Genomic DNA, 19310 nt, shown 5'->3' with positions numbered 1-19310 from the left:
GGGCCTGAAAATCAAGCCCTTTAATTAAACAACTTCTTTTAAATCTCGATTCCTATAAGCAAGAATTATAGCCGCAAACGCAGTTGCAACTGTAACATATGCCCATGTTGGAATTGGTACAGGATCTCCTGTTGCATAAGAGTGCATTCCAGATAGATAGAAGTTTACTCCTAAATAAGTCATCATAATTGAGCTAAATGCCAATAAAGAAGCTGTTGCCAATACATAAGGAGTATTTAGAGATTTTACAAATCTTAAGTGTAACACTAAAGCGTAAACTACTATTGAAACATAAGCCCATGTCTCTTTTGGATCCCATCCCCAGTATCTTCCCCAAGATTCATTTGCCCAAACTCCACCAAGGAAGTTACCTATAGTAATAAATGCTAATCCAATTATTAATGAAATTTCATTTACTGCACTAACATGTTTAATAATATCATCTAAATGTGCTCTATTTTTTCTAAAGATAAACATAATCAAAGTTAAGAAACCTAATATTGCACTAAGTCCAAAGAATCCATAAGATGCTGTAAGTATTGAAACATGAATAGTTAACCAATAAGATTTAAGAACAGGAACTAAATTTGTAATTTGTGGATCAACATCTGTTAAATGTGCTGTAAACATAAAAATTCCAGCAATTATTGTTGCAGCACCAAGTGCAAGTAAAGAGTTTCTAAAGAAGATAACTCCTGCAAAAACAGCTGACCATGATATATAAATTAAAGTTTCATAGATATCACTCCATGGAGCATGTCCTGAAAGATACCATCTATATCCCATACCAAATGTTTGAATCATAAATAGTAAAGATAAAACAATAAATATTAATTTTGTTGTTTTTGCTGGTTTGAAATCTTGTTTAAAGATTATAACAAATGCTAAAACAACCATAATAAATCCTAAAAGTACATAAGCTAATGTAAGATTAAAGAAAATATCTAATTTATTGAAAATTATCTCTGCATTTACTTTTTCTTTAGAAGGTTTTATATCTGTTCCTACTTTATCTTGATATAAAGAAGTCATATCTATAAAATTATTTGCAGCTTCCCAGTTATTTTCAGCTAAAGCAGTCATAAGACCTTTTATTACACTTTGAATTGCTGCTTGATTTTGTCCTGTAAAACTTTGCATAGCTTCTAATGGAGAGTACCATTTAAAGTTATCATCAGCGCTTTTTTGATCATAAACTTTTGGGAAAATATTTAATAAGGCACCATTAAATACTGAATAAATAATATTTAGCTTTTCATCAGTTTTAATAATGTCTTTTTCATAAGTTCCTCTTTCAATAGGTTTTGTTTGAAGAGCTTTTTCTGTTTCAGCAGCTAAAAGATACTCACCTTTTTCATTGAAAGCTTCAGAGAAAGATATATATTTTTCTTCAGCTGGAATATTTAAGAATTTTTTTAATTTTGGAGTTTGGATTTTTATAATTTTTACATCTTTCCAAACATCAGGATTTGATAACATTCCTAAAATAATTTGATTTGCATCCATTCCTAAAAAAGTAGATTTTCCACTTAGTTTTTGAACAATTTCTCTATTTAATGTTGCAAGAGGTTTCATTCTTCCACCATTACTTTGAACTACTAAGTGCCCAAATTTATCAGCTGTTACTTTTGATTCATCTTTTAATTTATTTAAATATTGAACTGTTTGCTCAACTTTATTAACAGATGGTTCAGTTACTTTTTGTTCATTTGCATTTAAGTTTGAATTTGAAAGTAAAGCAATTGTTAAAATAAACATAGCTAAATTTTTGTTGCTAACATAGTTTGTTAATTTTCTAAATCTTGATTTTTTGTCAAAGAAATTTAAAAATAATCCAAGAGTTAATAGAAAATATCCAAGATATGTAGGCCATTTACCTGGGTCATTATTTACAGATAATATAGTTCCAGTCTCATCAGGGAAATATGAACTTTGGAAAAATAAGAAGTTACCTTCACCTAAAGTTCTATTCATAAAAATTCTGTAATCATAAGTTTTATCATCTTTTATTACTGTAATTTCAGATGCATATGATGAAGGACTCATACTACCAGGATATCTTTCTAATTGGAATTCATTTAATCTAATAGAAAAAGGTAAATCTAAATATCTTGAACCATACTCTAATAAAACAGTATAATTATCAAACTTAAGTTCTTTTGGAACTCCTAATTGACCTCTTAATCCAGGTAATCTAACACTCTCTTTTTTATCATTAAATGTTACATCAACAGTTAAAAGACCCATCATTGCTTTTTCTTTTTTTGCAAACATAAAATCTTTATAAGAGATTGTTAAGCTGTTATTATCGAACTTATTTGTATAAGAAAAATTATTTAATGAAGGAACTAAAGAGGTAAACTCTTTTTGATATTCATTGTGAGAAACTATTTTATCACCATCTTTTACAGTTACTTGTAAATAAGGCTCCAATGATATCATTTTATTTGTAGTTACTCCTTCTGGTATTTGCATAATACCTTCATAACCTACATATCTTGTTATTATTGCTCCTATTAAAATTACTACAAATGAAAAATGGAATAAAAATCTTGGTAAATTTTTCCACATTTTAAATTTATAAATTATTCCAATAAGATTAATAGTTGTTAAAACCATTACAATTTCATACCAAATGTTGTTATAGACTAAAACTCTTGCGGAAGAAGTTCCGAAATCATTTTCTATAAACGTAGCAACTCCAGCCCCAATAGCTAAAATAGCTAATAATACAAGAGTTGTTTTAAAAGAGAACAAAATACTTTTAAAATTCAAAATAGTCCTTTATATAAGTTTTTTCAAGGGATTTTATAGCTTTCTTGTTAACATTTAGTTAATAAGGGTGCGTATTCTAGCATATCTTATTTAAAAATCATGAGATATAGGTACTATAACCTTCGAATTAAGATGATTTCTTCTATAATTGCATCTATGAATTTAGAAGAACTTAAAAAGAAAAAAGATGAGTGCAGATCTTGGAAAAATGTTGAACCTTGGTATAAAAAGCTTCAAAATGCACAAAAAATTGAAAAAAACGATTTGTTTATAGATTATGGTGACTGGTTTAGTGTTGGAAAAAAAGAAGATTTAACACAAGATGAATATGAAATCATAGTTGAAACTGCAAGAACTCTTATTCCTTGGAGAAAGGGACCTTTTAAGATTTTTGATTTAGAAATTGATAGTGAATGGCAAAGTAATTTAAAATATAATTTGTTAAGACCACATTTTAATTTAAAAAATAAAATTGTTGCAGATATTGGATGTAACAATGGTTATTACATGTTTAGAATGCTTGAAGATAAACCAAAAAGATTAGTAGGATTTGACCCTTCACCTTTGACTCTTCATCAATTTGAATTTGTAAATCACTTTGTTAAATCTGATATTGTTTATGAAATGTTAGGTGTTGAACATTTAGAGTTTTATAATCATAAATTTGATTTTATATTTATGCTTGGAGTTTTATATCATAGAGCTGATCCTGTTGGAACTTTAAAATCGTTAGCACGAGGATTAAATAGTAAAGGTGAAATTATTATTGATACTTTTATGATAGATGGTGAAGATGAAATTTGTTTAACTCCAAATCAAAGATACTCTAAAATTCCAAATATCTATTTTATACCAACAATTCCAGCTTTAAAAAACTGGCTAATTAGAGCAGGTTTTGAAAATATTGAAGTTTTAGCTACTGTTGTGACAACAACAGATGAGCAAAGAGCGACATTTTGGTCTTTTGATGAGAGTTTAGAAAACTTTCTAGACCCAAATGATAATTCAAAAACTGTTGAAGGATATCCAGCACCTAAAAGAGTTTATATAAAAGCTAGAAAAATTTTGTAATAGTGGAATTCCACTATTATTTTTACTTAAATTTCTATTTCTAGAGCAATAGGACAGTGATCACTTCCATGAATATCAGCTAAAATATAAGCATCTTTTACAAAATCTTTTAAATCATCACTTATATAAAAATAGTCTATTCTCCAGCCAACATTATTTTCTCTTGCATTTGCTCTATAACTCCACCAAGAATATTTGTCTTTTATATCACCATTTATTAATCTAAAACTATCAATAAATCCATGATCCAAGAATTTTGTAATCCAATCCCTTTCCATTTTTAAAAATCCACTAGTATTTTCATTTGCTTTAGGACGAGCAATATCAATTTCAGTATGAGCCGTATTTACATCTCCACAAACAATTATTGATTTGTTTTGTATTTTTAGATTTTTACAATGTTCTAAAAATCTATCATAAAACTCCATTTTATAATTTAATCTTTCTTGAGAACTTTGTCCATTTGGGAAATAAATATTAAAAAATGCTATATCTTTATCTCCTAAAGTAAAATGAATTTCATTTATTCTTCCTTCATCTAAAATATCTACACTAGGACAAATACATTCAAAATGCGGTTTTATATCAGTAAAAAGTGCTGTTCCACTTCTTCCTTTTATTTTTGATTCACTTGCTATAATATGAGCAAACTCTTTTTGAAATATAGTTTTAGGAATTTGTGTGTTTTGTGATTTAGTTTCTTGAATAGCTAAAATATCAATATTAAAATCATCAACCCATTTTAAAGCGTTTTTTTTATCAACGGCCCTTACTCCATTTACATTCCAAGATATAAATTTATATCTTCTCATTTTTTATTTTCCTTATTCTCTTTTTTCTCTTCTTTTATTAATTTTTCAGGAGCTTTTGGAGGCGTTGGTTTTACAATTCCAATATTGTTTAAATTTTTATTTGATAGTGAATTATTTTTATTTAATAAATTTTCACCTTTTCCACCATGCATATCTATTTTGCCACTATTCTCACTTGTATAGTTATAGTTTGCAAATAAAAAATTTGTAAAAATAAATGTTACGATTAGTATTTTTTTCATAATTATTCCTTTTTTTTAAAAATAAATTATATTTAAACTTTAATAATAAAGGCTTTATTTGGTATTTTTCTTTAATTTTAGTTTAGGATTTTTATGGAAGAGCTCTTTTTAGGATTTCTTACTTTTTTTACATCTGTTGTAGCTGCGATTGTTGGAATAGGTGGAGGTATGATGTTAATTGCAATTTTACCATCATTTTTAGCAACAAATGCATTAATACCAATTCATGGTCTTACTCAAGTTTCAAGTAATTTAAGTCGTGCCTATTTTGGTTATAAAGATATTGAATTTAGTGTTGTTCCAAAATTTTTATTAGGTTCTATTTTGGGTATAGTTTTTTTTGCAGGAATTTTATCTTTAATTTCTCTTGATTATGTACCTTTATTTATAGGTATTTATATTTTATTATCTTTATGGAGTGAAAAATTTAATGAAAAGATAAAAAAATATGAAAATTATTACATTGCAGGTTTTTTTCAAACAGGTTTATCAATGGTAGTTGGAGCGACTGGTCCTCTTACAATGACACTTTTATTCAAAGATTTTAAAAACAAAGATAAAGTTGTTGCAACAGGAGCTCTTCTTATGAGCATCACACATTTTTTGAAGATTGTAGTATTTATATATTTTGGATTTTTATTCTTTGATTATATTGGAATCATTGTTTGTATGATTTTTGGGGCTATTTTAGGAAGTTATGTTGGTACAAAACTAAGAAATAGAATTGATGGTAAAAAATTTGCAATTATCTTAAAAATTATGCTTACATTTTTAGCAATAAATTTAATTTTTCAAGTAATTATAAAAAATATTTTTTAAATTAAATATTTTATATAAAATATTAGAATAGGGACTGCTAAAATTGTTTGTACAGTAATAATACTTGTCATAAGTGATAAGTTACCATTTAACTGACGTGCTAAAATAAACGAAGTTGGTGCCGTTGGCATTATTGCAAAAAGAACAAGTATTGAAATCATAACTTCTTCTAATTCAAACATTTTACCTATGAAATAAATAAAAAAAGGAAGAAGTAAAAATTTAGCAAAAGAACTTAATATAATATCTTTTTTACCGCTATTTATCTCTTTTATAACCAGATTATAACCTATAGAAATTAATCCTAAAGGTAAAGCTGCACCACTTAAAATTTTTAAAAGATTTTCTATACTTACTGGAATTTGTATAGTTGAAATATTTATCATAGCACCAATAATACAAGAGATTATTAAAGGATTTTTAAAAATAGATTTTAAAATATATGAAAAACTAATTTTACTATTTTCTGAATAAATAGCAAAAATTGTAATACAAAAAATATTTAAAATGGGAATCGCAAAAGTTATTATAATAGCTGAAAAAATTAGACCTTTTTCTCCAAACAAAGAACTACTTAAAGCTAAAAAAACATAGGTATTAAATCTAATTCCACCTTGAACAACTGATGTAAAAGAGTTATTTAAAGTAGGGCTAATTTTATTAAAAATAATTAAAAAAAACATTGTAAGAAATATTGCAAAAATAGAAACTAAAACTAAATCTACACTATTTGAATCAAGTTTTGCTTTTGAAAGTGTAAAAATTAAAAGAGCAGGCATTAAAATATAATATGTAAGCTTATCAGCCATAGGCCAAAAATCATTGGAAGGAAAACTTATTTTTTTAAATAAGTATCCCATCACAATAAGCGAAAAAATTGGAATTAAACTAGAAAAAATCTGTTCCATTATTCTAGTTTTTCTTTTTCAACATCTCTTTTAGAATAATCTTTCCACCTTCAACACCTGGTTGATCATAAGTATTTATTCTTAGGAATTTTCCTACAATAGAAGTTAATAATTCATAGTAAAATAACAATTTGCCTATTTCAAATTCACTGATTTCTTCTATCTCTATTAAATCTATAGGAATATCTTTTTTATACTCTTTTACTGATGCTATTGTTGCATCTGCTTGAAGGTTAATCAATTCTTTAAAATTCAGTCCATTTATATAGTCTAAATCTTCTAGTCCTTCAAGAGTTATTGGAGCAATTTTTGTATCATCTTTAAAATCTTTAATTTTAATAAATGTTACAGTTTTATCTCTTTTTCCTTCAACAATTAATTGTAAAAATGAGTGTTGATCAACTGGTCCTAAAAGTCCAATAGGAGTTAAACCTTGATTTGTATTATTTGCATCAATTTTTCCTAAACTTTCACCCCAAAGTTGAATATACCATTTATTGAAACCTTCAAGAAGTTGAGAGTAAGAGAAAATTGCATTTATATTATAAACATCTTTATATTCATAATAAGTTCTTGCTTTTTTAAGAAGTTGATTATATAACTCATTTTGTTCAAAAAATGAAGTTGATATTTTTCTAGCACCTTTTAAAAGTTCATCAATATCAAAACCAGCTAAATATAAAGGCACTAATCCTACATTTGATAGTACAGAGAATCTTCCACCAACATTTTTTGGTATTTCAAATGTAGAAATTCCATTTGCAGCAGCAAAAGAGTTTAATTTACTATCATCTTCAGTAATAACTAAAAGATTTTGACTATTCATTTTTACAATAGAACTTAAATATTTAAAAATAGAGATAGTTTCAATAGTTGTTCCTGATTTTGAAATAACTATAAATAAAGTATCTTCAAGATTTAATTGAGCTATTGTTCCATTTAAATTTATTGGATCTGTACTTTCAAAGAAAAAAAGCTCTTTTTTTAGAGTTTTATTTCTTTGTTTGTTATATTTTAGAAAATTATAGATTGCATAAGTTCCTAAAGTACTTCCACCAATACCAATAATTGCTATTTGTTTTTGTTTAAAATCAAGATTATCAAGTCTTGATTTTATAACTGAAGTGTCAACATATGGTAAAGAGTAATATCCAATATCTTCTCTCTCTTTTTTTATTTCTGTAAAAATATCTTCATCACTTAGAGATACAAAAGGATAATAAAGATTGTTTTTCATTATTTTTTACCGTTATCTTTTTTTTCTTGTTTTTTGTCATCTTTTATTGATTTATCATAAAAGTAATTTGTTGCTTTTACAAATCCATCAATACTTCCACAGTCAAATCTTTGTCCTTCAAATTTATATGCTAAAACCATACCTTTTCTTGCTTGAGTAAGTAATGCATCTGTAATTTGAATTTCTCCACCTTTTCCTGGTTTTGTTTCTCTGATGATATCAAAAATATCTGGTGTTAAAATATATCTTCCAATGATTGCTAAATTTGAAGGTGCTACTTCAGGTTCAGGTTTTTCAACCATGTCTTTTACCATAAAGATACCTGGTTCTATCTCATTTCCTGCAATAACTCCATATTTATTTGTATCTTCTTTTGGAATCTCTTCAATTGCAACAATAGAACAGTGGTATTTTTTGTATAAATCAACCATCTGAGATAAAACACCTTTTGAAGATGAATCACACAAGTCATCTGCTAATAGAACAGCAAAAGGTTGGTCACCAATTAAATTTTCACCACATAAAATTGCATGTCCTAAACCTTTCATCTCTATTTGTCTAGTATATGAAAAAGTACATTTTGTAATAACACTTCTAATTTCTGTTAAATAGTGCTCTTTACTTGTTCCTTTAATTTGGTGTTCAAGCTCATAAGAGATATCAAAGTGATCTTCAATTGCTCTTTTTCCTCTTCCCGTAACTATTGCCATATTTTCGATACCAGCAGCAAGTGCTTCTTCAACCCCATATTGAATTAAAGGTTTAGTTAATACAGGTAGCATCTCTTTTGGTGTCGCTTTTGTTGCAGGTAAAAATCTTGTACCATAACCAGCAGCTGGGAATAAACATTTTTTGATTGGATTTGTCATCTTAGTTTCCTTTTAAGTTGTTAAATAATTTTATTAATGCATCTTCATATATTTTTGCATTTTCTTTTGTATCTGCTTCAAATCTTGTTACTAATTTTGGAGTTGTATTACTAGCTCTTACTAATCCCCAACCTTTTTCAAAAATAACTCTTACACCATCAACTGTTATGATATCTTTAATTTTTGGAAAATCTGAAGATGGATTTTGTAAAGCTACTTTTAAATCTTCAATAATTTTAAACTTTGTCTCTTCTGTTACAGTTATATTTATTTCAGGAGTTGAATATACTTTTGGTAATGCTTCATACTCTTTATCAAAATCAAAACCTTGATCAATCAACTCTAAAGCTCTGAATGTTGCATAAATTGCATCATCATAACCAAAATATCTATCATTAAAAAATAAGTGACCTGATACTTCAGCTGCAAAAGATGCATTTGTCTCTTTTATTTTAACTTTTAGGTTTGAGTGACCTGTTTTATACATGATAGCTTTACCATAAGAGTTTATAGTATCATACATAACTTGCGAACATTTAACTTCACCAATAACTGTTGGATTTTTAATATGTTTAGAGAAGAATATGGCTAATATATCTCCTTTAAAGTTATATTTTGGAGAAAGTAGAGCAATTCTATCTGCATCTCCATCATAAGCAAATCCAAAATCAAATTTTCCACTAGCAAGTTCTTTTTTGATATCTTCTAATGTATGTTCATCACTCGGATCTGGATGATGATTTGGGAAATTTCCATCTGGCTCTTCAAATAAAATTTTGTGTTTAATATTTAATTTTGTTAGAATTTCACCTAAAACAACACCAGCAACACCATTTCCACAATCAAAAACAAACTCTTTATTTGTTAATTTTAAATGAGAAAAATGATTTACAATATAATCAATATATCTATTTTTACAATCTATTTTTATTGTTTCTTCATTATCTTCAATAGTTGAGTTATCAGCAAGAATCTCTCTTCCTAAAGCATAAATATCTTCACCAAAAAATGGATCTTTATTTAATGTAATTTTAAATCCATTATATTCTGGAGGATTATGAGAACCTGTAATCATTACAGAACCATCACATTTAAAACCATCAATTTCATTAAAGTTTGCAAAATAATTTGCAGGAGTTGGAACTAATCCCATATCAAGTACTTTTAATCCAGCTTTATTTATTCCTGAACTTAACCAACCTTTTAAAGTTGGTGAATGAAGTCTTGCGTCATAACCAACTGCCATGTAAACAGCATTAGGAACTCTTTTTAATAAAGATTTTGCCAAATAATACCCAATTTTTTTTACAATATCTTCATTTAATTCTTTTTGAAAAATTCCTCTGATATCGTACTCTCTAAATATAGATGCACTCATTTAAATATAACTCCTACTGTGTAATTAAAAATTGTGTAATTCTACCTAAAAATTGTTGAATAATTGTATTAATAGTTCTATTATAACGAAGTTATTTAGATGTTTTTTAGGAAAAAAATAAATATTTTGATTTAAATTGTAGAGGGTTTAAAAAAACTTTAAACCCCTAGTAGTTAACCAATAAGTCTAGAAACTATTTGTTGGTTTATATAGCTTGATTGAGCTTGTCCAAAAGCACCAATTTTAGCTAATATATTTTGTTTTGAAAAATTTGATGATTCTTTAGCATAATCTGTATCAAACATTGAAGCTGCATTTTGAGTATTTGTTCTTTGAGTTAATAAATTTCTTCCAGAACTTTCAAGTTGATTTTGAATAGAACCCATTTCACTTCTAATAGTATTCAACCCATTATTGGCTTTGTCAACTGTCTCTAAAAAATTTCTTGCTACTTCGGATGTAAAAGTAGAAGAATCTTGATTTACTAAATTTGAAAGCCCCAATCCAGTAGTATTTGACTGAACTGCTGGTGTTTCAATGAGATTTTCACCTTTTAATCCTGATTGATACTGTTGAATATTCGAAGCAGAATTATCCGTAGCACTTTTTTGAAGTAAACTTTGACCATTATAATTTGTACTACTTGCAATTTTATCAAATTGTTCAAGTTGAGATTTTATATCTTTTAAAATAGCATCTCTTCCTTCTTTACTTGTTGTATCAGTAGAAGCTTGTAGAAGTTTTTCTTTAATGTTATCTAAAATCTTTGATTGTTCATTTGTTGCACCAGAAGTAATCTGTGTTGCTGCAACTGCTGAGTTTGTATTTTCAATGGCTTGAGAATAACCACTTGATTGAGACAATAAATTATTTGCTATTGCTAAACTAGAAGCATTATCACTTGAACGATTTAATTCAATTCCCGTAGCAATTCTAGTCAGTGCTTGATTTGCATTTAAATATACATTTTGATTTAATAGAGAGTTATTAGAATTTATTTGCATTTTAAACTCCTTTCATAATTGTTTAATCATTCTATTACTTATGAGTTTAAAATATTATTAAAAAAATTCTATAGATTCATCAAAAATTTCAACACCATCTGCAGCAGTTAAATCACTATATTTTAGGAACTGAGATCTGCCTTTATTTTTTGCTTCATATAGCGCTATATCAGAATGTTTTATTGACTCATTTATTGTTTTTTCTGAATTTAAAACAAATTTATCCATTCCTATACATATTGTTTTTTTCAATGTTTGATTATTCGCATCATTTACAACTATATCAGTATTTGCAAAATCTTCTATTATTTTTAGAGCAAGTTCTTCTATTTGTTTTTCACTAGAATTATTTAAAATTGATACCAAAAATTCATCTGTACCTAATCTTCCTACTAAATCAAAACTATCAATATTTGAGTGAATAACTCTTGCTAATTCAACTAAAACTTTATCTGCAATATCATAATCAAATTCATCAATTACAGCTTTAAATCTATCAATTCCAACCATTAAAAAATATATCTCTTCTTGATTTTTGTTTGATAATCTCAAATGATTTGTTAAATTTTGAATTAAATAAGTTCTATTATAAACATTTGTAACAGAATCAAGAGATGATGATTCAATAAAATTTTTCTTTAAAATTAAACTTTGGATAATTGGACTAATCTGAAAAAATGAAGCTTGTATTGTTTCATAATTATCCTCTATCATTTTGTGATGCAATTTAGAATTTGCACAAAAAGAGATAGTGGCATTTAGACTAATATGTGTATTTATAATGAAAAAATGAGATAATTCATCATCTAAAAAGAATTCTTCACCTTTTGAAAAAATTTTATCTTTACTATTTTTATTTATGTCAAATAAACTAAATTCAACATTTGTAATTTTAAATTCATAACTTAACCAATTAAAAATATCTTCAGCGAGTTGTTTTAGATTTGTAGAATATGTTAGTTGTTCTTGAAGAGAAAATATACTTTCTAATGCTTTGTATGCGAATTCATTCGTAGCAGAAGATTTTATTAATTCCATCATTTTATGTTTCATATATTTCCTAAAATAAATCTATTTTATTTGTTTCTTCATCATTAAATAAAAAAACTTTCCCTCTACCTCTATTTCTAGCTTCATAGAGCGCAATATCAGATTTTTTTATTATTTCCTCTATTGTTGTTGCATTATCTGGAAAAATTGATATTCCTCCACAAATTGTTTTCATTAAAGTTTGTTTATTTGATTCATTTACAATTACACTTTCTTTACTAAAATTACTTATTAATTTTTCAGCAATCATAACAGCATTTGTATCAGAAATAACATTTAATAAAATTACTAAAAATTCATCATTTGAAATTTTTATTACAATATCAGATTCTCTCACACTACTTTTCAATGAATTTGCCAAAGCTTTTAAAACTTTATCACCAACTTCATAATCAAATTCATCAAGTACAGCTTTAAAGTGATCTATTCCAATTTTTATAAAAGCTACTTTTTTTTGTTCCCTATTTGAAAGACTTAATAAATTTGAAACATAATTATTTAAATAAGTACGATTGTACGAACTAGTAACTGGATCAATTAAAGATAAATCATTTATTGTCTTTTCCATATATTTATTATATAAAGATTGTGAAAAAAGATTTAAAGACATTTTTATCTTATCAAAATCTTGTAAAACTAATTCTTTTTCGTTTTCATCTCTTAGTAAAAAAATAAATATAATTTTAGTGTCAATATTTTGTGAAAATTCCATAGAAAATTCAATATAATTTGTATCTAAATCAAATAAAGAAAAAATGTTTTCTTTTATATCTTTTTTAGAAATATCTATTTTTATAGCATTTATGTTGTGATGTAGTTTTAAATATTCAAAAATATTTAAAGCACTTTTGTCTAAGTCTGAAACTTTCAACTTATCATTTTCATTTATTATTAATTCACAAGAATACTGCATATATTTCAAGCCTTTATATATTTTTCCCACTGCTTAATAGTTTGAATCTCATTATTTAAGGTTGTTTTCGAACCATGACCTGGATAGATATGATAATTATCTTCCCATTTTAATATTTTTTGAAGACTTTTTTTCATATCTTTTTCATTTGACATAGGAAAATCAAACCTTCCAATAGTTCCACTAAATATAAAGTCTCCACTAAAAAGTGTTTTATTTATCTCTATTACACTACATCCTGGAGTATGTCCTGGAAAATGATGAAATTTTACTTTAACACCAGCAATTTCAAGTTCTTCATCAGAATTTACCAAAATATCTGCATAAGATGGAGGCATTCCTAGATTATAAGGATTTAAAGTCAACATAAATTCATCATCTTTTGGTACATAAAGTTTTATATTAAAAAGTTCCTTTACCTCTTGATTAGACCAAATATGATCAAAATGCCCATGAGTATTTAACACAGCAACAGGATTTTCAACATTTTGTTTAATCCAAGCAGTAGCACCAACTCCTGGATCAATTATAAAATCTTTATCGTCAATAGTAACAATATAACAATTAGTCCCATAATCACCCATAGGATGAACTTTTATATTCATTTTAAACCTTACTTTGCTAGAATTTGACTGATTATATCAAAAAAAGGTTAATTTATGGATTATTTTTCTACTCTTGAAGCTATTTTGATTGAGAATGTAGCAGAAAATAAATTTAGAATGTTCAATGAATTTTACGAATGTTTTTTAAAAAATGATATAAGTTTTGATAATAATTATCAAGCACCAGTATTAAATAATCCATCATATTCAAGTTTTCTTAATACTATAAAACCAACTGCTTTACCACCAATTAAAAATTTCAAATCAATTGAAGGAAAAAAATATTTAGTTCATACAATTTTACACATTGAATACAGTGCAATTGATTTAGCACTAGATGCAGCTTTGAGATACCAAAATATGCCAATTGAATATTATAAAGATTGGTTAGAAGTGGCAAATGATGAAATTAGACATTTTCTAATGTTAGAAAGACTACTAAAAGAATTAGGTGGCTTTTATGGAGAATTTGATGTTCATAAAAATCTTTTTGAAGCTATGCAACAAACTCCCGATTTTCTAAGTAGGATGGCTTGTGTTCCTAGATATTTAGAAGCAAATGGACTCGATCAAAATCCGAAAATAATGCAAAAACTAAATTCAAATAAAGATGAATTTAATGTGAAATTTATAAAAGCTCTAGAGATTATTTTAGACGAAGAAGTTGAACATGTTCGAAAAGGTGATTTTTGGTTTAAATATGAATGTAAAAGGTTAAATCTTGACCCAATAAATACATATTATAAAGCTATTGAAAGAATTTTTCCAGGTAGTACACGAAGAAAAATGGATTTAAATTTTATTGCTAGAAAAGAAGCTGGTTTTTCGTGTGATGAACTTAAATTTTTATCAAAAAAAGACGATTGTTACTAATTGATTTTATTTTACTAGGATATTAATATGATAACTCCCAATTTAGCCATATCAAATAGAGATTTTGATGTAAAATCAACTGAAATAAAGAAGAAAAATGATGAATTTCTTAATACTATAAATAGTATTAAGAATACTACAAATATATCTTTAACTTATGAAGATATTAAAACTTTAAGTATAGAAGAGATAGAAGAAAAATATACAGATGAAGATGAAAAAATATTAGCAAAAAATCTTAAAATGGCTACATTTTTTTCAAAAGATGAAATATTAAGTAAGACTCTTTTTAACTCTATTTTAAAAAAACCTATAAGTTCTGGATATGATTATTTAAGTAGTAAATTTAGTGATAAAAACAATTATTTAAAAGCAAAATTTGATAATACTTCATTGTTTGATTTGTTACATATGTCTCTATCTTATTCCATAAATGGAAATAAAAATAATATTAGTAAAAATGATTTAGATGATATTTTGTTAAAAGTAAACTCTTTTGATTTTTTAGACTCTTTATCTTCTAATTATAAAAAAGGTTACGATAAATATAAGGAAAAAAATAACAAATACTCTTTTTTATATGATAATTATTCAAAAGAGTATGATGAAATTATAAAAAACTACAAAGAACTTGAAGAAATTAATAAATCTATAATCAAACAATTTTGATTATAGATTTGTAGTGAATATAAGATTTATAGAATTATCTTTTTCATATGTAACTAAATTACAACTTACTCTTTCAGCAGATAAAACACCTTGTAAAGTTTTTAAGGTATGCCAAAACTTCTCATTAAAAGGTATTTCTAACTTTTTTATTTTTTTAATTTTAATTAAATTAGCTATTGCATACACAGCTGCATAATAAAAGATTTTGTTTTTTGCTCTATTTATTCTATACATTTCCATTGATTTAAGATTATTGATGTAAACATATTTTTCAATTTCATTCATATTATGTCTATTTTCAATCTCATTGTATTTGTTTTGTATATGCTTTTTATATTCTTCCAATTCTAAATTTATTTTATTTTCTAAATCTGGATTTAAAGATAAAAGTTGTTTATATAATTTATCTATATTTGAATTATCAATTTTAATTGAGTATGAGTGATTTTTATTTGTATCATAGTCGCTATTAACTGCATCTAAAATTTCATAAATAAATGGTAAATAAATATATTTATCATCCTTACCTTGTTTAAAAGATACACCATGCTGATTTATTATTGGTTTATATCCTACATACTCAAATTTCATTTTATTCCCCCAATTGTTCTTTTTATAAATTTATGAAAACCATTTTTTAACTTTGTCAAACATTCCTTCAAATTTTGTTTCATGAGGAGTACTTTCAACTCCGAAGCTTTCTTGAAGTTTGTGAAGTAACTCTTTTTGTTCTTCATTTAAGCTTTTTGGATATTCAATTTTTATTTGAACTATTAAATCGCCTTTTCCATATCCTTGAGCTGATTTAACTCCCTCATTTCTAAAAGTAAATTGTTGTTTATCTTTAGCACCTTTTGGAATTTCAAGCTCAAGTTCACCTCTTAAAGATGGAACTTTTATTTTTGCACCTAAAGCTACTTGTGTGAAGAAAATAGGAGCTTCAAAATAGATATCATCATCGTGTCTTACAAAATGACTATCTTCTTTTACTTTTATTTGAAGATATAAATCTCCTCTTTGACCATTTGGAGCGATATTTCCTTTATTTGAAACTCTCATTCTCATTCCATCATTTATTCCTTCTGGAATATCAACTTTGAAATTATCACTTTGCTCTTCATATCCTAAACCATTGCATGATTTACAAGCGTTTACTTTAGCTTTTCCACTTCCAGCACAAGTAGGACAAGTTTGAGCAAAAGTCATGAATCCTTGTCTTGAATGAACTTGACCTTGTCCAGCACAAGTTCTACAGTTTTCCAACTTACCATCTTTAGCACCTGTTCCACTACAAGGTTTACAAGAAGTTTTATATTTATAACTAATATCTTTTTTACATCCAAATACAGCTTCATTAAATTCTAAAGTTAAATCAAAAACCATATCTAAATTGTAGTTATATGTCTTTCTTTCTCTTCTTTGGCTTCTTCCAAATCCAAACATCTCTTCAAAAATAGAACCTAGATCATCAAAACCGCCAAATCCTCCTGCGCCTCTTTGACCATGTCCTTCAAGACCAGCTTTTCCGTATCTATCATAGATAGCTCTTTTTTCATCATCACTTAAAACTTGATAGGCTTCATTTATCGCTTTAAATTTTTCTTCAGCTTCACTATTCCCTGGGTTTTTATCTGGATGATATTGCATAGCTAGTTTTCTATATGCCTTTTTTATAACAGTTTTATCAGCATTTCTCTCTATTTCTAATAATTCATAATAGTCAATTTCAACCAAAACTAATTCTCCATAAAATAATAATTTTTAAAAGCCGTATGTTATCAAAAAAAATAATAATTATAAATTAATCGATTAATTTTTATTTAGATATAATCCCAAAATGAATAGAGGACTAGAAAAATTTTATGAATTAGTTGAAGCTTTTGAATCGCTTCCTACTGTAGGTAAAAAATCAGCACTGAGGCTTGCATATCATATTGTAATGAATGATAATTACTGTGGTATAAAACTTGCCCATAGTATCGAGAATGCTCTCAAAAATATTACTAAATGTAAAAGATGTGGTTCTATGAGTGAGCATGAAATTTGTGAGTTTTGCCTAGATGAAAGTAGAGTTGGAGAAAAACTTTGTATTGTTCAAAGCGCCAAAGATATTTTTATTATTGAAGATTCAAAAACATTTGATGGAAGATATTTTGTAATTGATGAATTAGAACAAGATAAAATAAATCTTCTTGAAAATTTTATAATAAACAATGGTGTAAAAAGTATATTATTTGCTATAACACCATCTATTGCAAACGATGCATTTATATTGTTTATTGAGAGTAAATTAAAAAATTATGATCTTCAGTTTACAAAAATAGCCCAAGGTGTTCCTACTGGAGTTAGTTTGGAAAATGTTGATATATTATCCCTGTCAAAAGCTATACAAAGTAGGGTAGAGATTTAATAATTATGCAAAAAAAGATTATTTGTCAAAAATGCATACATTACTATGTAACTTGGGAAATTGGAAGAGGTCATGGTTGCAAAGCTTATGGTTTTAAATCTGCTCAACTTCCATCAGTTATTGTAAAAAAAAGTAGTCAAGAAGATTGTAAATTTTATACACCAAAATTTTCTAAGGAGTGAAATGGAAGATTTTTTAACACATATAGAAAAAAATAAAATTTCACTAATTAGACTTTGGGTTTCATCTTCTACAGTTTTAGATTTAATAAAAAAATATTCATTAGATGAAAATTTATTTATAAGAAGATATGCTTTTGCGCTTGTTGAATATTATATTTTAGTTATAAAAAATGATGGAAAAAACGAAAATGACCATTCAATAATTGATTTTGTGAAATATTTAAAAAAACACCATATTAAAATTAATGAGTTCTTTTTAATGTTTCTAGCATTTAAAGATGCTTTAATAGATTTTGCAACAAATGAAAAAATCAAATCCTCTTTTTTAGAAAAACGAGTTGATTTTTATTTCAAATCTATTCTTTCAGAACTTTTAGACTTATACTCTAAATCTATAGAACAAATTGAAAGTGCATTAAATAAATCTGTTGATATTGTAGATAAATATGTTTTAATGAGCAGATGCGATAAAGAAGGTAAAATTACTAGTGTTTCATCTGCTTTTTGTAAGCTAACTGGATATGAAGCATTTGAATTAATAGGTAAAAATTTTGATATTTTGAATTATCCAAATTATCAAAAAGAAAAACTTGAAGAGTTAAAAGAGAGATTAAAATCTGGAGAAATGTGGAGCGGAACTTTAAAAAGTATCAAAAAAAATGGTGATGTTTTTTGGTTAAAATCAACAATTCTTCCAAATTTTGATTCAAATTCAAATATTATAAGTTATGACTCTATAAATGAAGATATTACATCTAGTGTAGAATTAAAAAATAAACAAAAAATCTTAATAGAACAATCTAAATCTGCTGCTATGGGAGAGATGATAAGTATTATTGCTCATCAATGGAGACAACCTTTACAAGCAATATCAATACTAAATCAGAAACTTTCTATGACAAAAATGTTAAAAGGTGAAATTACTGATGAAGTTTTAGAAGATGTAACAAATGCAATAAATTTACAATTAGATTACATGTCTAAGACTATAGATGATTTTAGAGATTATTTTAAACCAAATAAGAAAAAAGTAGAGACAAATATTGAACATATTTTGAATAAATCCATAGATTTTTTATCTTATTTACTAAAATTAAATTCTATAAAAATAAATTTAAAAAATAATTCTCATTCAAATATTGAGGTTTTTTTAAATGAAATGGTACAAGTGTTTATTAATTTAATTAAAAATTCTTGTGATATCATGCTTGAAAAAAATATAGAAAAAAGAGAAATTTTCATAAATACTTATGAAAAAAATGGAAAACTTTTTGTTGAATTTGAGGATAATGGTGGAGGAATAGATAGTAAAATTTTACATAAAATATTCAATCCATATTTTTCAACAAAAAATAACAAAAATGGAACAGGATTAGGTTTGTATATGAGTAAAACTATCATAGAACAACATAGTTCTGGAAAAATATATGCTTTAAATAGTGAAATTGGAGCAAAATTCATTATAGAATTACCATTAAAAATAGGAGAATAAT

20 protein-coding genes are annotated in these 19310 nt (G+C 26.1%); 7 read left to right on the top strand and 13 right to left on the bottom strand.

The genetic code is table 11. The annotated features are described in order from the left end of the window. Window positions 1–24: 24 nt before the first annotated feature. Complete coding sequence (gene ccsA / locus ACBT_RS06480) at window positions 25–2775, bottom strand: cytochrome c biogenesis protein CcsA (protein WP_024774982.1); 2751 nt, start codon at window positions 2773–2775, stop codon at window positions 25–27. A 156-nt stretch (window positions 2776–2931) separates the two neighbouring features. Here ccsA and cmoB point away from each other — a divergent pair, with 156 nt between their 5' ends. Next, a complete protein-coding gene (gene cmoB, locus ACBT_RS06475; RefSeq protein ID WP_024774981.1) occupies window positions 2932–3846 on the top strand; it encodes a tRNA 5-methoxyuridine(34)/uridine 5-oxyacetic acid(34) synthase CmoB in 915 nt (304 codons plus the stop codon). Between the two features lie 26 nt (window positions 3847–3872). On the opposite strand, the gene ACBT_RS06470 is transcribed toward cmoB, so the two are convergent. Beyond that, complete coding sequence (locus ACBT_RS06470; RefSeq protein WP_024774980.1) at window positions 3873–4658, bottom strand: exodeoxyribonuclease III; 786 nt, start codon at window positions 4656–4658, stop codon at window positions 3873–3875. Then, complete coding sequence (locus ACBT_RS06465) at window positions 4655–4900, bottom strand: hypothetical protein (protein ID WP_024774979.1); 246 nt, start codon at window positions 4898–4900, stop codon at window positions 4655–4657. Before ACBT_RS06465 ends, ACBT_RS06470 begins: the two co-directional genes overlap by 4 nt. A 93-nt stretch (window positions 4901–4993) precedes the next feature. On the opposite strand from ACBT_RS06465, the gene ACBT_RS06460 reads away from it, so the two are divergent. Further along, window positions 4994–5719, top strand: a complete 726-nt coding sequence (locus ACBT_RS06460) for a sulfite exporter TauE/SafE family protein (RefSeq protein WP_024774978.1) — start codon at window positions 4994–4996, stop codon at window positions 5717–5719. Here the strand turns inward: ACBT_RS06460 and ACBT_RS06455 are convergent. The 8 genes from ACBT_RS06455 to ACBT_RS06420 all read right to left on the bottom strand — a co-directional run bounded on the left by ACBT_RS06455 (window position 5716) and on the right by ACBT_RS06420 (window position 13683). Next, the gene (locus tag ACBT_RS06455) at window positions 5716–6627 is read right to left on the bottom strand and encodes an AEC family transporter (protein ID WP_024774977.1); all 912 of its coding nucleotides are present in this window, start codon (window positions 6625–6627) and stop codon (window positions 5716–5718) included. The two genes, ACBT_RS06460 and ACBT_RS06455, sit on opposite strands and share 4 nt — an antisense overlap. Window positions 6628–6631: 4 nt before the next feature. Next, window positions 6632–7864 (bottom strand): glucose-6-phosphate isomerase, encoded by a 1233-nt coding sequence (locus ACBT_RS06450; RefSeq protein WP_024774976.1) that lies wholly within the window; start codon window positions 7862–7864, stop codon window positions 6632–6634. After that, entirely contained in the window at window positions 7864–8733 is an 870-nt protein-coding gene (gene galU / locus ACBT_RS06445) for a UTP--glucose-1-phosphate uridylyltransferase GalU (RefSeq protein WP_024774975.1), read from the bottom strand. Before galU ends, ACBT_RS06450 begins: the two co-directional genes overlap by 1 nt. 1 nt (window position 8734) lies before the next feature. Then, on the bottom strand, window positions 8735–10111 hold the full coding sequence (locus tag ACBT_RS06440; RefSeq protein WP_024774974.1) for a phosphomannomutase/phosphoglucomutase: 1377 nt from the start codon (window positions 10109–10111) through the stop codon (window positions 8735–8737). Between the two features lie 173 nt (window positions 10112–10284). Further along, window positions 10285–11115 carry a flagellin gene (locus ACBT_RS06435; RefSeq protein WP_024774973.1) on the bottom strand — a complete coding sequence of 277 codons (831 nt, stop codon included), beginning with the start codon at window positions 11113–11115 and terminating at the stop codon, window positions 10285–10287. Window positions 11116–11172: 57 nt separating this feature from the next. Next, complete coding sequence (locus ACBT_RS06430) at window positions 11173–12168, bottom strand: GGDEF domain-containing protein (RefSeq protein WP_024774972.1); 996 nt, start codon at window positions 12166–12168, stop codon at window positions 11173–11175. A gap of 7 nt (window positions 12169–12175) precedes the next feature. Next, window positions 12176–13078, bottom strand: a complete 903-nt coding sequence (locus tag ACBT_RS06425) for a GGDEF domain-containing protein (RefSeq protein WP_024774971.1) — start codon at window positions 13076–13078, stop codon at window positions 12176–12178. A gap of 5 nt (window positions 13079–13083) precedes the next feature. Further along, on the bottom strand, window positions 13084–13683 hold the full coding sequence (locus tag ACBT_RS06420) for an MBL fold metallo-hydrolase (protein WP_024774970.1): 600 nt from the start codon (window positions 13681–13683) through the stop codon (window positions 13084–13086). A gap of 54 nt (window positions 13684–13737) precedes the next feature. Between ACBT_RS06420 and ACBT_RS06415 the strand changes: the two genes are divergently transcribed. Both ACBT_RS06415 and ACBT_RS06410 read left to right on the top strand, forming a co-directional pair. Beyond that, the gene (locus tag ACBT_RS06415; RefSeq protein WP_024774969.1) at window positions 13738–14556 is read left to right on the top strand and encodes a ferritin-like domain-containing protein; all 819 of its coding nucleotides are present in this window, start codon (window positions 13738–13740) and stop codon (window positions 14554–14556) included. A 27-nt stretch (window positions 14557–14583) separates the two neighbouring features. Further along, a complete protein-coding gene (locus tag ACBT_RS06410) occupies window positions 14584–15225 on the top strand; it encodes a hypothetical protein (protein ID WP_024774968.1) in 642 nt (213 codons plus the stop codon). On the opposite strand, the gene ACBT_RS06405 is transcribed toward ACBT_RS06410, so the two are convergent. Together ACBT_RS06405 and dnaJ are read right to left on the bottom strand one after the other, a co-directional pair. After that, window positions 15226–15816, bottom strand: a complete 591-nt coding sequence (locus ACBT_RS06405; RefSeq protein WP_024774967.1) for a hypothetical protein — start codon at window positions 15814–15816, stop codon at window positions 15226–15228. Window positions 15817–15846: 30 nt separating this feature from the next. Then, a complete protein-coding gene (gene dnaJ, locus ACBT_RS06400; protein WP_024774966.1) occupies window positions 15847–16959 on the bottom strand; it encodes a molecular chaperone DnaJ in 1113 nt (370 codons plus the stop codon). Between the two features lie 103 nt (window positions 16960–17062). Between dnaJ and recR the strand changes: the two genes are divergently transcribed. Genes recR through ACBT_RS06385 form a run of 3 tightly spaced genes read left to right on the top strand, consistent with a single transcriptional unit; the run spans window position 17063 to window position 19309 of the window. Further along, the gene (recR, locus tag ACBT_RS06395) at window positions 17063–17635 is read left to right on the top strand and encodes a recombination mediator RecR (RefSeq protein WP_024774965.1); all 573 of its coding nucleotides are present in this window, start codon (window positions 17063–17065) and stop codon (window positions 17633–17635) included. A gap of 5 nt (window positions 17636–17640) precedes the next feature. Then, a complete protein-coding gene (locus ACBT_RS06390) occupies window positions 17641–17817 on the top strand; it encodes a hypothetical protein (protein WP_024774964.1) in 177 nt (58 codons plus the stop codon). 1 nt (window position 17818) lies between these two features. Then, the gene (locus tag ACBT_RS06385; protein WP_024774963.1) at window positions 17819–19309 is read left to right on the top strand and encodes a PAS domain-containing sensor histidine kinase; all 1491 of its coding nucleotides are present in this window, start codon (window positions 17819–17821) and stop codon (window positions 19307–19309) included. Window position 19310: the final 1 nt, after the last annotated feature.

This window comes from Aliarcobacter cibarius (assembly GCF_013372265.1).
GTDB classification, from domain to species: Bacteria; Campylobacterota; Campylobacteria; order Campylobacterales; family Arcobacteraceae; genus Aliarcobacter; species Aliarcobacter cibarius.
The sequence above is the reverse complement of the archived record's forward strand: the minus strand, read 5'-3'. Positions and strand labels throughout refer to the sequence as shown.